The organism is Williamsia sp. z34 (assembly GCF_059553395.1).
On record NZ_JCANWW010000015.1, the window covers coordinates 2,501 to 15,301 of the forward strand.

15 protein-coding genes (1 of these 15 running past the window's edge) are annotated in these 12,801 nt (G+C 66.7%); 4 read left to right on the top strand and 11 right to left on the bottom strand.

Features of this window, described 5'->3' with window-relative positions; genetic code table 11:
• The 7 genes in view from AC51GT_RS24950 to ssd are tightly spaced (at most 47 nt apart) and all read right to left on the bottom strand, a layout consistent with a single transcriptional unit that may run on beyond the window.
• Window positions 1–121, bottom strand: the 5' portion of a protein-coding gene (locus AC51GT_RS24950; protein WP_496330485.1) for an Rv3654c family TadE-like protein. 230 nt of this gene lie to the left of the window's left edge; the window shows 121 of its 351 coding nt (coding positions 1–121); it begins with the start codon at window positions 119–121; the stop codon falls past the left edge of the window.
• A gap of 5 nt (window positions 122–126) precedes the next feature.
• Window positions 127–447: a TadE family type IV pilus minor pilin gene (locus AC51GT_RS24955; RefSeq protein WP_496327450.1), complete on the bottom strand. Its 321-nt coding sequence runs from the start codon at window positions 445–447 to the stop codon at window positions 127–129.
• A 40-nt stretch (window positions 448–487) separates the two neighbouring features.
• Complete coding sequence (locus tag AC51GT_RS24960) at window positions 488–694, bottom strand: DUF4244 domain-containing protein (protein WP_496327449.1); 207 nt, start codon at window positions 692–694, stop codon at window positions 488–490.
• A 47-nt stretch (window positions 695–741) separates the two neighbouring features.
• Entirely contained in the window at window positions 742–1,344 is a 603-nt protein-coding gene (locus tag AC51GT_RS24965; protein ID WP_496327448.1) for a type II secretion system F family protein, read from the bottom strand.
• The gene (locus AC51GT_RS24970) at window positions 1,341–2,150 is read right to left on the bottom strand and encodes a type II secretion system F family protein (RefSeq protein WP_496327447.1); all 810 of its coding nucleotides are present in this window, start codon (window positions 2,148–2,150) and stop codon (window positions 1,341–1,343) included. Before AC51GT_RS24970 ends, AC51GT_RS24965 begins: the two co-directional genes overlap by 4 nt.
• A complete protein-coding gene (locus tag AC51GT_RS24975; protein WP_496327446.1) occupies window positions 2,147–3,343 on the bottom strand; it encodes a TadA family conjugal transfer-associated ATPase in 1,197 nt (398 codons plus the stop codon). The genes AC51GT_RS24970 and AC51GT_RS24975 overlap by 4 nt, the downstream gene beginning before the upstream one ends.
• Window positions 3,340–4,407, bottom strand: coding sequence for a septum site-determining protein Ssd (gene ssd / locus AC51GT_RS24980; protein WP_496330486.1), 1,068 nt, complete (start codon window positions 4,405–4,407; stop codon window positions 3,340–3,342). The genes AC51GT_RS24975 and ssd overlap by 4 nt, the downstream gene beginning before the upstream one ends.
• A 404-nt stretch (window positions 4,408–4,811) precedes the next feature.
• Between ssd and AC51GT_RS24985 the strand changes: the two genes are divergently transcribed.
• Window positions 4,812–5,648: an HAD family hydrolase gene (locus tag AC51GT_RS24985; protein WP_496330487.1), complete on the top strand. Its 837-nt coding sequence runs from the start codon at window positions 4,812–4,814 to the stop codon at window positions 5,646–5,648.
• A gap of 436 nt (window positions 5,649–6,084) precedes the next feature.
• On the opposite strand, the gene AC51GT_RS24990 is transcribed toward AC51GT_RS24985, so the two are convergent.
• Window positions 6,085–6,840, bottom strand: coding sequence for a Fic family protein (locus AC51GT_RS24990; RefSeq protein WP_496327443.1), 756 nt, complete (start codon window positions 6,838–6,840; stop codon window positions 6,085–6,087).
• A 56-nt stretch (window positions 6,841–6,896) separates the two neighbouring features.
• Window positions 6,897–7,745 carry a LuxR C-terminal-related transcriptional regulator gene (locus AC51GT_RS24995; protein ID WP_496327442.1) on the bottom strand — a complete coding sequence of 283 codons (849 nt, stop codon included), beginning with the start codon at window positions 7,743–7,745 and terminating at the stop codon, window positions 6,897–6,899.
• A 135-nt stretch (window positions 7,746–7,880) separates the two neighbouring features.
• Between AC51GT_RS24995 and acs the strand changes: the two genes are divergently transcribed.
• Complete coding sequence (acs, locus tag AC51GT_RS25000; RefSeq protein ID WP_496330488.1) at window positions 7,881–9,824, top strand: acetate--CoA ligase; 1,944 nt, start codon at window positions 7,881–7,883, stop codon at window positions 9,822–9,824.
• A gap of 14 nt (window positions 9,825–9,838) precedes the next feature.
• On the opposite strand, the gene AC51GT_RS25005 is transcribed toward acs, so the two are convergent.
• On the bottom strand, window positions 9,839–10,063 hold the full coding sequence (locus AC51GT_RS25005; RefSeq protein WP_496330489.1) for a hypothetical protein: 225 nt from the start codon (window positions 10,061–10,063) through the stop codon (window positions 9,839–9,841).
• Window positions 10,064–10,246: 183 nt separating this feature from the next.
• Here AC51GT_RS25005 and AC51GT_RS25010 point away from each other — a divergent pair, with 183 nt between their 5' ends.
• Both AC51GT_RS25010 and AC51GT_RS25015 read left to right on the top strand, forming a co-directional pair.
• The gene (locus AC51GT_RS25010; protein WP_496330490.1) at window positions 10,247–11,449 is read left to right on the top strand and encodes a sensor histidine kinase; all 1,203 of its coding nucleotides are present in this window, start codon (window positions 10,247–10,249) and stop codon (window positions 11,447–11,449) included.
• On the top strand, window positions 11,439–12,113 hold the full coding sequence (locus tag AC51GT_RS25015) for a response regulator transcription factor (RefSeq protein ID WP_496327438.1): 675 nt from the start codon (window positions 11,439–11,441) through the stop codon (window positions 12,111–12,113). Before AC51GT_RS25010 ends, AC51GT_RS25015 begins: the two co-directional genes overlap by 11 nt.
• A gap of 16 nt (window positions 12,114–12,129) precedes the next feature.
• Here AC51GT_RS25015 and AC51GT_RS25020 read toward each other — a convergent pair whose 3' ends face one another.
• Window positions 12,130–12,633, bottom strand: a complete 504-nt coding sequence (locus tag AC51GT_RS25020; protein WP_496327437.1) for an SRPBCC family protein — start codon at window positions 12,631–12,633, stop codon at window positions 12,130–12,132.
• Between the last annotated feature and the right edge of the window lie 168 nt (window positions 12,634–12,801).

Sequence of the window (12,801 nt, forward strand, 5' to 3'; positions counted from 1 at the left end):
ACTGCGAGTGATGACGAGCCGAAATTGCCGCTCCCACATACACAATCACCATCACCACAGCCGCCAGGGCGGCTATCGCCATCGCCCCGACCACGGTCGCGAAGCCTTGTTCATCGCGCATCAGGTTCACTGATCGGCCCCTTCCGGCTCCAGTGCAGCGACGGCGGTGGCGGCCACGTCGAGCATCGGCAACATCGGCACCGACACGCTGACCCGTGCTTCCACCACCTCCCCCACTGTCCGCAAGGTCACCGAGGCACCCCGAGGTCCCACCTGTGAACCCACTTCGCGAGCTTGGGCCGGATCTCCCCTAGCTGCGATACGTGCGACCTCCCGCGCGGCATCGATACAGCGAATGTGGGTTGCCATGGCCACCACCCCGACCACGGAGATCACCACCACCGCGATGATCGAAGCGATCGCGAACGCTGCTTCGATTGTCACCATCCCCCGGTCGTCGGCCGGCAATCCCCGCCGTCGCACCGGGTCAGCCGACCGCGGTCTGCAGAGCCTTGTCGATGATTCCGGTCAGCGCCGCCACGATGTTGTCGCCGGTGACCACCGTGTAGAGGATCGCGCCGAAAGCCGCCGCAGCTATCGTCCCGATCGCATATTCGGCGGTGCTCATCCCGCTGTCCTCCGTCATCAGCAGTGCGGCCTTGACCTGGGCCTCTCGGATCATTCTGTTGATCATCGTCATTTCCTCCCCCTATCCGTGCCGCGGGATATCCGCGGCAGATCTCACATCAGCCCGCTACCGAAGACCGGTCCGGCGAGCCCGATGACCACCGGCACGATGCCCAAGCAGACAAACGCCGGCAGAAAGCACAAACCCAGTGGTCCGCTGATCGCCACGCCCGCACGCTCGGCCGCAGCAGCCGCCCGGTCCTGGGCGTCTGCTCGTTGGCTCTCGGCCAGCTCGCCCAGTCCCCGTACCGGTGAGGAACCTGCCCGCGCGGACCGGCGGGCCATTGACGCCAGGGCCGCGGCCGCCGGATCTGCGTTGTCGGTTACCGCCCATGCCTGCATCGGGTCAGCACCCAGGGCAAGGAGGTCGGCGGCCTGGATCAGCGTGCGTGCGAGCGCGGGAGGCGCCGACTGCGACACCACCCGGGCTGCCATGGCGACCGGAAGCCCAGAGCGCAGGCAGACCGCGAACAGGTCGTATCCGGCAGCCGCGGCGAAGGGATCGTCGGCTTGGGCTTTGGCCCCCAGCCAGCGCGGCTCCCGGTTGCGTTCACGTCGCAGCGGCGGGCCGAGCACCCGGTAGGTGATCCATACCGGCGCCGGCCATACAAGAATCGCTGTCGCGCAGGCCAGTGCGGCCACGACCCACCCCGTCATGACCCGGCGACCTTTCCGACTATCCGCCTGGACCACAACAAGCCCGCACAGACCAGGCCGACGCCGAGTACCAGGAGAACGCCCCCGAGCCCACCACCGAGCAGAACCGACAACGGTGAGGCGCCGATCGCCTGTCCGAGACCGATTCCCAGGACCGGCAACAGCGCCAGCACCATCGCTGTCGCCTTGGCACCGGCCAGCGCTGCCCTGGTCCGCGCGCGAAAACGGCTGCGCGCGAGCAGGTCTGATCGCACGGAGGTCAACAGCTCGGCAATCGGCAGCCCATACTGTTCGGCTGTCCGCCAGGCCACCGCCACCCGAGACCAGGCCTGCGGGTCACGGACCTGAGCCTGCTCGATCCCACCTGCGACATCGCCACCGAGGACAGAACGTCCGGCCATCGTCGACAACGTTTCGGCAACGGCCGACCGCGATCCACCCCGCGCGTCCTGGGCCGCCTGACGGCATGCATGGGCAGGATGAGCGCCCACCCGGAGTTCGGAGATCATCACCTCGAGCGCCGCGAGCAGCGCAGCGAACTCGGCGGCCACCTCGGCCTCACGTCTCCTGGCCCGAAACAAGACGTAGGCCATACCCGACGCCATGGACGCGGCAATACCGGCCGAAGCCCCGACAACCAGGAGGATCGTGACGGGAATCCCGGTCGCGGCAAGTGCAACGACCTCTTCGGTGGATCGGCGGCGGCGAACGCCAGGGGCGCCACTCAAGGACAGCGTCCTGACCTGTGCCCTGGTCCGCGGCCAGAGCAACAACAGCAGTGCGCCCGCCGCGAGCACCGGGCTCACCGCACACCCCTGCTGTCGAGGAGCGAGGCCAGGTCGGCGGCCGCGGTGGTGAAGCCATCACGGCGACGCCACACCGCATCGACATGGACCAAGCCGTCGGCACCGCGACGCAACATCCCGATCTCCCCCACCCCGCGGTCACCATTCCCGTCGCGGAACACCCCGATCACGACCGAGATCGCTGCCGCGAGCTGGCTGTGGAGCGCAGGCCGGTCCATGCCGCCGAGCGCGGCGAGCGCTTCCATCCGGGCCGGTACCTCGGCAGTCGAATTGGCATGTAGCGTTCCGGCGCCTCCGTCGTGGCCGGTGTTCATCGCGGTCAACAGATCAACGACCTCGGCGCCGCGCACCTCACCGACCACTATCCGATCCGGGCGCATCCGCAGCGCTTGCCGCACGAGAGCCCGGACCGGAACCTCGCCTGCCCCTTCGACGTTGGGAGTTCGTGCGACCAACCGCACCACGTGCGGATGTTGCGGTGCCAGCTCGACGGCATCTTCGACGCAGAGAATGCGTTCGGCCGGATCGACCCGACCGAGCAATGCCGACAGCAGGGTGGTCTTTCCGGCTCCGGTCCCACCGACAACCAGGAACGCGAGCCGCGCGTCGATGATCGTCTCCAACAGGGTTGCGGCCTCTTCGGCGATGGCACCGGACGCCACCAGTGCGTCCATGGTCTGGGTCGCCGGACGCAGCACGCGCAGCGACAGGCAGGTCCCGTCGACGGCGATCGGCGGGATCACCGCGTGCAGACGAACGCTGTACCCGCGGCGGCCCAGTCCCGACAACTGACCGTCGACCCAGGGCTGCGCATCATCGAGTCGTTTGCCGGCCGCCAGCGCGAGGCGCATGGCCAATCGCCGGACCGCGTCGTCGTCCTCGAACTCGATGTCCGACAGGCGAAGTCCTCTCCCTTGGTCAACCCAGACAGCCCGGGGTCCGACGACGAGGATGTCGTTGACGCCAGGACCGGCGAGGAGGTCCTCGAGACGGCCGGCGCCCACCAGTTCGGTCTGCAGGAAGCGCAGTGCGTCGAGCAGATCGGTGTCGCCGAGCACGCCACCGGCCTCGGCGCGCACCACGGCGGCCATCACCTCGGGCGTCGGGTCCTGGGCGGTCGCGGCCAGTCGTTCGCGGACCCGCGTCAGGAGTTGGCTGCGGTTGGACGCGGCCACGGCGGGCGGTTTACTCATCGCACAACCTTTCGGAGTGCTTCCGCGTGGTCGAGGACCGACGTCGCACAGCGCCGCAACGGCGACCGCCGCGACAGGAGCAGCCCACCGGACTCCAGGTCGCGGGCAAGCCGGGAATCCGGCCTGGTGGCCGTCAGCAGCGGCAAACCCAGCACCTGCGCCACCTGCGCGGCACGTAACCCACCCGGCGAAGGCCCGCGCACCACCACCTCGACCCGACCGGCGCGCCCCCGAAGTCTGGACGCCATCTCACGACCGGCGGCACACGCCCGGATCGAGGCGCCACAGACCAGGACCACAAGATCGGCCGCCTCCACCACCGCGGTGACCACGTCGTCACCTCGCCGCGGTACGTCCACGACCACCACATCACCGTTCGCGCGGGCAGCATCGATCGCGGCGAGCGCCGCCTCGGGACGGACCGGGGCAGGCGCGCCCCGGCGACCGGTCAGGACAGCCAGGCCTCCCCGCGCATGCGGCAATGCGGTGTGCAGCGATTCGGCGACGACCTGTCCGCTCTCCAACGTCAGTTCCTGCCAACGCAATCCGGGACGATCCTCGACGCCGAGCAGCAGATCCTGGCCACCACCGAGCTCGTCGAGATCGAGCAGCAGTGCGCCGTGGCCGCGTTCACACGCGACCAGTCCGAGCCCGGCGGCAAGTGTGGACGCGCCGGCCCCGCCGTGCCCGGCGATCACCGCGATGGCGACGCCCTGCGGGCCGGTGGGCCTGCGGACCCTCGACAACGCCTGCACCACCGCGTGTTCGTCATCGGGGAGTACGAACCCGTGTCCGGCTCCTAGCGCGAGCGCGCTCCGCCACATGTTCGGACCGTCCCCGCTGACACCGACGACCATCAGACCGTTGCGCCGGGGCAAACCGGCCGCGAGCGTCTCTTCGACGGTCGAGGCGTCGACGAGAACGGCCGTCGCCTCGGCCCATTCGCGGCGGCAACGATCGGGACGTGCATGAATGACGTGATAACCCGATGCGGCGGCGACGCGCTCGATATCGTCGGCCAATTCGGGGGACACCATCGCCAATACCCGGGGGGATCCGGTCATGCCCCACAGTGGCGGTTCCGCGTCCGTGCCCCCGCCGGAAGCACCGGGTCGGACGTCAGGTGTGGAGGAAACCGGGAACTGTGGACAACAGTCGCTCGGTGGAAGCAAAACCGCTGGTAGGCGCATGATGAATGGTCGGTCAGACGACCAGAAAACCCTTGGAAATGGGGACGACCCCGGCCAGGGGGGGAGGAGGCCAGGGTCGTCGCGTTCAGCCCCGGGGGGTCGGGCTGAAAGCCCCGGATCTCGTCCGGGTAAGTACGACTATACACAAGAATCCATGATTGATTGCAACTTCAACCATTGGCTCGACTCGGCCAGAGCCGCCGATCGCAGACTTCCATTGGTGTAACCCGAACAATTGAATCTTCGCCTCCCGTGCGCCCCCGACGTACCCTCGACGGGTGACAGCATCCGGGTCGGCCGACGACCGCTCACAGCACCGGGCCGGCACTCCCATCGCCGCGTTTTTCGACCTCGACAAGACGATCATCGCCAAGTCGAGTTCGCTGGCGTTCTCCCGACCATTTTTCGACCAGGGCCTGATCAACCGGCGTTCGGTCCTCAAGTCGTCGTACGCCCAATTCATGTTCCTGCTGTCGGCAGCCGACCACGATCAGGTCGAGCGGATGCGCAAACACGTCACCGAGATGTGCACCGGATGGGATGTCGAGCAGGTCTCCTCCATCGTCCGCGAGACACTGCACGACATCGTCGATCCACTCGTGTTCGCAGAGGCCGCCGACCTCATCGCCGGACACAAGGCGCGGGGCCACGATGTGGTGATCGTGTCGGCGTCGGGAGCTGAGATCGTCGAGCCCATCGGCGAGATGCTGGGTGCCGACTACTCATTGGCCAGCCGCATGAAAGTCGTCGACGGCAAGTACGCCGGGGTGATGGACTTCTACTGCTACGGCGAGGAGAAGGCGGTGGCGATGAACGAGATCTCCCGGGCCGTCGGCTACGACCTCTCCCAGTGTTTCGCGTACTCCGATTCGATCACCGACCTGCCGATGCTCAGTGCTGTCGGTCATCCGACCGTCATCAATCCCGACCGCGCCCTCCGGCGCGAGGCCGCCGAACGGGGGTGGCCGATGCTGTCGTTCACCAAACCGATCTCACTCCGAGATCGCCTACCGTCAACGCCTTCGCCGAAGGTAACCGCTTCTGCCGCAGTCGGTTTGAGCGCATTGGCGGCAGGGGCGCTGACGTACACGATCCTGCAGCGAAAGCGCCATTGAATCCTGGGCCGCAGTTTCAAACATGTTCGGGCGCAACGGATGAACAATTCTGCGAATTAGAATCCAACGAACCCTTGATGTGACTGTGGTCACGGTGTACAAAGTAGTTACGGAAAGCGTGGAACGCCAAGTTCGGGCCGGAAGAGAAGGTACGGACTCCTGACCACGCACTCCCAGCACGGATAGCGAGCACCCACGCGAAGCACGCCGCGGGAGGCTACAGGTAGTGGACCTGCAAGATCCGTGCCGAGTTCAAGTGAGTTCCTTTGGGTGGGAGCGCATTTGGGTAAGGTGCCGGAAGACTTGCCGAGGTCATCCCACACAACCACAATACGCACGCATGTGTAACTCGGATCCGTGCTAGCGGGCGGCGATCTGACCCCACGACTTCACACGTCGGGCCAGAGAGCCGTCCGCAGCGCGTTGTGCACCTTTTCTACTTACGCGGGCGCGCCGCTTCCGCGATCGACATCGCTTCGGCAGCACCGGCTTCCAGCGCTTCACAGTGCAGCAGCAACCACCCGCGGATCGCCTCGGGATCGCCCGTACCAAACCCCTTCGACAGGTCGCGGTATTCGGAAACCCGCTTGAACCACGTCACCTCGGGGACCCCGAGATTGTGCGGATCGAGCCCGGTACTGGCACAGACCAGACGGGACGCAGCCCGGGCCACCACACCGTTGGCGTGCTCGAAGGGTTCCAGTGCCAGCAACTCGGCATGCACCACGGCCGCCAGTACCGGCGCCGGAGCCTTGGTCGCACCGGTGATCAGCTGGGCAAGCAGGTCCAGTCTGCCCCCGAGTTCGGCTTCGGGGCGCGGACGACCCAGCAGGTGCTGCTCGTCGGTGATGTCGGCGGCCGCGAGCACATGCAACCGCGCGAGAGTCTGCAACGGTGCGCGCGTCCAGACCGCGACCAACTGTGGCAGGGAGTCACCGTCGAGCGCCTGGGCGACCCGCATCGCGCCGGCCAGGACCGGATCGTCGAAATCGCCGTCGCGGACGAGTTCGACACTGCCGCCGTCGATTGCGGCCGAAGACCGGCCGGCCCGCCAGGACGCCTCGGTGGCTGTTTTGTCCCAGCCTCGCAGGTTGGCGGGGTGTCGGTGTGCTGCGGCCAGCGCATCACGCGCACGGTCGGCAGCCGTCGCGACGCCCGGCATCTCGAACAATGGAGCCAGCGGATCGGTCACGACAGATCAGCGTACGCGGCCCACGCCGGTGCCAGGATCAGCGCATCTCCCGGTGGTCAGGAGAGCTCGAGAGCATGGCCCGCACTGCGCGCCTTCACCACGGCCTCGTGCCGGGTGTGCGCACCCAGACGGACCATCGCGGCGCGCAGGTACGTCTTCACCGTTTCCACGGTCAACCCCAGCCGGTCGGCCACCACCCGATTGCCAAAACCCATCGCCACCAGCGACAACACCTCCAACTGTCGCGGTGTGAGCGGTATCGAGGGTTCCGCGGACGACCGGCCACCGTCGCTCATCTGGTCGACGAGCTCGAGGAGCCGTCGACGCGTCTGCTCATCCGTCGACACCGTGGCGATATCGCGCAGCTCATTGCACCAATCGAGTGCGGACGCCTGCGCCCGCTCCGCCTGGGTGCGGGCCGCCAGGGCCGCAACGCGGCGATCGACCTCATCACGGGTGCTCAGCTCGGTGGCGACCCGGCCGGCTTCCATGGTCAACGCGTTGATCACGTCGTCGCCCAGGGGCCCCTGACCTCGCCAGCCGGCGTACAGGAGGCCGCGCACCGAACCGTCGACGACGATCGGCGCCGCAGCGAGATCGGTGATGCCCTCCCCGAGGATCTGGTCGTCGAAATCGTGGGTGATCACGTCGGCCGAGCCGTAGTCACGCAGAAGGATGGCCCGCTTGTTGAGCCAGATGAGCCCACCGAGCCCGCGCTGTGGGGTGACCCGGATCGTGCGCAGTGCAGGGGTCTTGTGGCCGACCGATGCGGTGACCGCGATGGTGTCCTGATCCCGCAGTCCCGCGAACACCACGGGTGTTCCCGTCATCCGGCGAAAGCGCGCGCTGGTGGCCCGCACCAGCTCGCGATCGCTGGGACGGAGGACCGTGTTGTCACCGCTCATGCACTATCCACTTTCGGGGCTATTTCAGTTGATGATGCCGCAGACATGATGTGGTACACAACACAGCGGCAGCCGAACCCGCCCGCATCACAGTCGATGGCGGCATGCGGATCAGCGGCGAGCGAAAGGGAAACAATGAGCGAAGGCACTGTACAAGCGGTATATCCCCCATCGGCCGAGTTTGTCGCACAGGCAAATGCCGGACCCGAACTCGAACAGGCGGCCGAGGCCGATCGCCTGGCCTTCTGGGCCGAGCAGGCACACCGTCTGCACTGGGACACCGACTTCACCGACGTCCTCGACTGGTCCGACGCCCCCTTCGCAAAATGGTTTGTCGGCGGCAAGCTCAACGTCGCCTACAACTGCGTCGACCGCCATGTGGAAGCCGGCAACGGCGGTCGCGTGGCGATCCACTGGGTCGGCGAACCGGGAGACTCCCGCGACGTCACCTACGATCAGCTGCTCGCCGAGGTCTCGCAGGCCGCCAACTACTTCACCGAGATCGGCCTGGTCTCCGGCGACCGCGTGGCCATCTACATGCCGATGGTTCCCGAAGCGATCGTCACCATGCTGGCCTGTGCCCGGCTGGGACTGACCCATTCCGTGGTCTTCGCCGGATTCTCTGCCGCTGCACTGCGTTCCCGCGTCGACGACGCCGAGGCGAAACTGGTCGTCACCACCGACGGCCAGTACCGGCGCGGCAAGCCCGCACCGCTCAAGGCCGCCGTCGACGAAGCCCTCGGCAGCGGCGACGATGCCGCGAAGTCGGTCGAGCATGTGCTCGTGGTGAACCGCACCGACTCCGACATCAACTGGACCGACGGCCGCGACCTCTGGTGGCACGAAACGGTCGCCAAGGCCGGCACCGAACACACCCCCGAAGCCCACGACGCCGAGCATCCCCTGTTCCTGCTCTACACCTCGGGAACCACCGGCAAGCCCAAGGGCATCGTGCACACCTCGGGCGGATACCTGACACAGGTCAGCTACACCTTTCACAACGTCTTCGACCACAAGCCCGGCCAGGACGTGTTCTGGTGTGGCGCCGACATCGGCTGGGTCACCGGGCACAGTTACCTCGTCTACGGCCCGCTGTCGAACGGCGCGACCGAGGTCGTCTACGAGGGAACTCCCAACTCCCCCGATGAACATCGTCATTTCGAGATCATCGAGAAGCACAAGGTCAGCATCTACTACATCGCGCCGACCCTGATCCGGACCTTCATGAAGTGGGGACGGGAGATCCCCGACGCCCACGACCTGACCTCGCTGCGGCTTCTCGGCAGCGTCGGTGAACCGATCAATCCCGAGGCCTGGCGCTGGTATCACGAGGTGATCGGTGGCGAACGCTGCCCGATCGTCGACACGTGGTGGCAGACCGAGACCGGCGCCATCATGATCTCTCCGCTTCCCGGGATCACCGCCACCAAACCCGGTTCGGCGATGGCCCCCTTGCCCGGCATCAGCGCGAACATCGTTGATGAAGAAGGCAATTCGGTGGGCGCCGGCGAACAGGGTTTCCTGGTCCTCGACAAGCCGTGGCCGTCGATGCTCCGCGGGATCTGGCGCGACGACCAGCGTTTCCGGGATACCTACTGGTCGCGATTCGCCGACCAGGGCTGGTACTTCGCCGGCGACGGAGCCCGCTACGACGACGATCACGATCTCTGGGTGCTGGGCCGCATCGATGACGTCATGAACATCTCGGGGCACCGGATCTCCACGGCCGAAGTCGAATCCGCGCTCGTCGGCCATCACAGCATCGCCGAGGCGGCGGTGATCGGTGCCGCCGATGCGACCACGGGACAGGGCATCGTCGCGTTCGTCATCCTTCGCCAGGGCCAGGAGGACACCGGCGATCAGCTCGTCAAGGAGCTCAAAGATCAGGTCTCCAAAGACATCTCACCCATCGCCAAGCCGCGTGAGATCCATGTCGTGCCGGAACTGCCGAAGACGAGGTCCGGCAAGATCATGCGCCGGCTGCTGAAGGACGTCGCCGAGGGCCGTGAACTCGGGGACACCTCCACCCTGGTGGACCCGACGGTCTTCGACAACATCCGCCGCGGCAACAACAGCTGACACCACCGGTTGCGTCAGGCCCGGACGACCTCAGGTGTCGTCCGGGCCCACCGCAGCGATTCACGAAGCTCGTGGCGACGGTGAGCCCGCCGGATCCGCCGCATCTGCGCACTGTCCGCGGCGTCCCGCCGCTCCATCGCGGCCCGCACCTCGCGCGCCCGATAGTCCAGGCCGTCCCCGCCACCGAACGGCCGCGCCGAGACCACCACAACACCCACACACACCAGAATCCAGAACATCGTCGCTCTCCTTGGTTCTGCCGGTGTCGAAGGCGACACCGAATCGGGTACCGAGAACGCTATTGAGAACGAATCCGCAGGTCAGCCACCTCGGGGACGATCTTTCACTCCTACCACCGCAGGTTTGGAGAATCCTCCCCGGGACGGAGGTTTTCGCGGCCGCCTGCCGATAAGATCAGCGAGATGCGGTGGTTGACTGCACGGTATGCGCGCACCTTCGCGCTGATGGGGTACCAGTACCCCTGGTACTACATGCTGATCGCCGACATCGCGATGGTGGCAGCGGTCGGTGTCGCGACCGTGCAACGGATCGCCGACCACCCGCGCGGCTGGGAATGGCTGTACCTCTCACTGGCGGTGCTCTTCGCGCTCGCTCCCCACATCGCCTGCCTGTTCCTCAAGAGGCGAATGGTGTTCACCCCGTTACTTGTTGTGGGAACGGTCATCTCGGTGGCCCTCTTCTGGATGATCCCGGTGTACGCCGATGCCGCGCCACTGCTGCTGGTCCTCGGCGTCACCACCGGCGGGGCGATCAGCACGTGGAAGCAGTCGGTCTTCAACATGATCCTGAGCTCCGGCGCCCTGGCGATCGGCATTGCGACCGGAGCAGTTCAACAGGGATGGCTCATCGCCGCGATGCTGTGTTTCGGTGTCGCAGTGGGACATCTGATGCAGGCGCAGCTGGCGTTGCTGTTGCGCGAACGTCAGGCCCGAGCGGCGCGGCTACGGCTCGATCGCGTCACCCTGGCAGGCGAGGTACACGATGTGATCGCCCACTCGCTCAGCATCGTCCTGCTCAATGTCACCGGCGCCCGGCGCGCGTTGCAGGAGGACAACGACACCGCCGAGGCCGTTGCCGCCCTGGTCGACGCCGAACAACAGGGCCGCACGGCGATGGCCGACATCCGTCAGACCATCGAATTGCTCCGTGCCGATGCCGAACCCGACTCCCCGACACCGGGTCTGAGCGATCTCCACGAACTCGTCTCGTCGTTCCGGCGCGCCGGAGCGGACATCCGGTTCGACTACGACGATCTCGGCGCGCCCGCGACCGGTGCCACCGAACTCGCCACGTTCCGCATCGTTCAGGAATCCCTGACCAACGCGTCGAAGCACGCCCCCGGCGCCACCGTCGATCTGAAGGTGGGGCCCGACGCGGCCGGGAGTCTGCACATCAGCGTGCGCAACAAGGTCACACCGGGCAGCAGGCGCCGGCCGGGTGGCTCCGGACTGAGTGGAATGCGTTCACGAATCGAACATCTGGGTGGCCGGTTCCGGGCGGCCTCGATCGAGGACGCGTGGGAGGTCGACGCGGTGTTGCCGTTCGCCACCGGTCACCCGATCGGCACCGACCTGACCACCACGGCGGTACCCGGTGACCGCTGAGGCGCCGCGAATCCGCGTACTCCTGGTCGACGATCAGGACCTGGTCCGATCCGGGCTGCGCCGAATCCTGCGCCGCAAAGACGGTTTCGACGTGGTCGGCGAATGTTCCGACGGCGACGAGGTGCTCACCGCCGTGGCAGACCACCGGCCCGATGTGGTGGTGATGGATCTGAGGATGAAGCGGGTCAGCGGGATGGCCGCCACCCGGATACTGGCGTCCACGGTCGAGCCCCCACCGGTCCTGGTGCTCACCACGTTCCGGGACGAGGAATTGCTGTCGGAGGCCCTGCGCGCCGGTGCGGCCGGGTTCGTGTTGAAGGATTCGCCGGCCGAAGAGCTGATCCGCGCGGTGCGCATCGTCGCCGATGGTGAGGCAGTCCTCGACCCGGCGATCACCGCACGGGTACTCGACACCTATCGGGCGGCGCCGGGACCGGCCGCCGCCGGCACCTCACTCGATCGCCTGACATCCCGAGAATCGGCGGTGCTGGGCCTGATCGGCCGCGGGTTGTCGAACGACGAGATCGCCGCCGAACTGGTGATCTCGGTGGTCACCGTCAAAAGCCATGTCGGCAACGTCTTCCACAAACTCGGAGTCCGCGACCGGGCCGCAGCGGTGGTGTACGCGTTCGACCACGGGGTGGTCAGTCCCCGCGCCCGCTGATCACCCCCGGGCGGCGCTACAGCGTCGCGAAGTGTTTGACCGTGTCCGCTTCGATGGTCGAGAAGGTCTTCGCGGAGATCGGGGTCGCGAACTTCGTGGTCTTGGCCATCACCCCGGCGAGCTCGATCGCGAACGACCATGTGAAACGGCAGCCGATCGCCGCGGGTTCGATCTCGGTGAGCTCACCGAACGCCCGCAGGCTCGGGACGTTGGCCTGCTCGACGTAGAAGGCGTTGCGGTAGCGCCCGGCCTCCGGGTCCTCGTCCCAGCAGAAGAACTTCTCCGACAGCTTCACGTATCCGGGGGCCAACGCGGCCGACCGCGTGGTGCCGACCCCGTAGGGCGGCGGCGAGGTGAAGGTGATCGATTTGATGACCCGGCACCAGTCGAGCGTGTTCTGTCGGGTCAGTTCGGCCCATGCGGTCGCGGGGCTGACCGGCAGGTTGACCGAGAAACGGTGGGTCACGGGGGCGGTCTCGAAGAAGTCGAGTCCGAACGGTTCGAGGGGGTACGCGGGCATGATTGCCTTTCTGGGGCGTCACTCCCGGCGAGTGTGAGAGGACCACATGGTTCGATCACTCGCGCGAGAACGGTCCGATGAGCCTGCGATCAATCCTGGCATGGCAACATAAGAGGCTACAAACCCCGGCGAGAAGTAAGACATGCGTCCGGGTGGTCTCGGATGCTT

Bases quoted from the DNA above. Each gene is read 5' to 3' on its own strand.
- ssd (WP_496330486.1), bottom strand. From the start codon at position 4,407: ATGACCGGATCCCCCCGGGTATTGGCGATGGTGTCCCCCGAATTGGCC.
- AC51GT_RS25005 (WP_496330489.1), bottom strand. From the start codon at position 10,063: ATGTTCTGGATTCTGGTGTGTGTGGGTGTTGTGGTGGTCTCGGCGCGG.
- AC51GT_RS25010 (WP_496330490.1), top strand. From the start codon at position 10,247: ATGCGGTGGTTGACTGCACGGTATGCGCGCACCTTCGCGCTGATGGGG.
- AC51GT_RS24955 (WP_496327450.1), bottom strand. From the start codon at position 447: ATGGTGACAATCGAAGCAGCGTTCGCGATCGCTTCGATCATCGCGGTG.
- AC51GT_RS24965 (WP_496327448.1), bottom strand. From the start codon at position 1,344: ATGACGGGGTGGGTCGTGGCCGCACTGGCCTGCGCGACAGCGATTCTT.
- acs (WP_496330488.1), top strand. From the start codon at position 7,881: ATGAGCGAAGGCACTGTACAAGCGGTATATCCCCCATCGGCCGAGTTT.
- AC51GT_RS25020 (WP_496327437.1), bottom strand. From the start codon at position 12,633: ATGCCCGCGTACCCCCTCGAACCGTTCGGACTCGACTTCTTCGAGACC.
- AC51GT_RS24995 (WP_496327442.1), bottom strand. From the start codon at position 7,745: ATGAGCGGTGACAACACGGTCCTCCGTCCCAGCGATCGCGAGCTGGTG.
- AC51GT_RS24960 (WP_496327449.1), bottom strand. From the start codon at position 694: ATGATCAACAGAATGATCCGAGAGGCCCAGGTCAAGGCCGCACTGCTG.
- AC51GT_RS24975 (WP_496327446.1), bottom strand. From the start codon at position 3,343: ATGAGTAAACCGCCCGCCGTGGCCGCGTCCAACCGCAGCCAACTCCTG.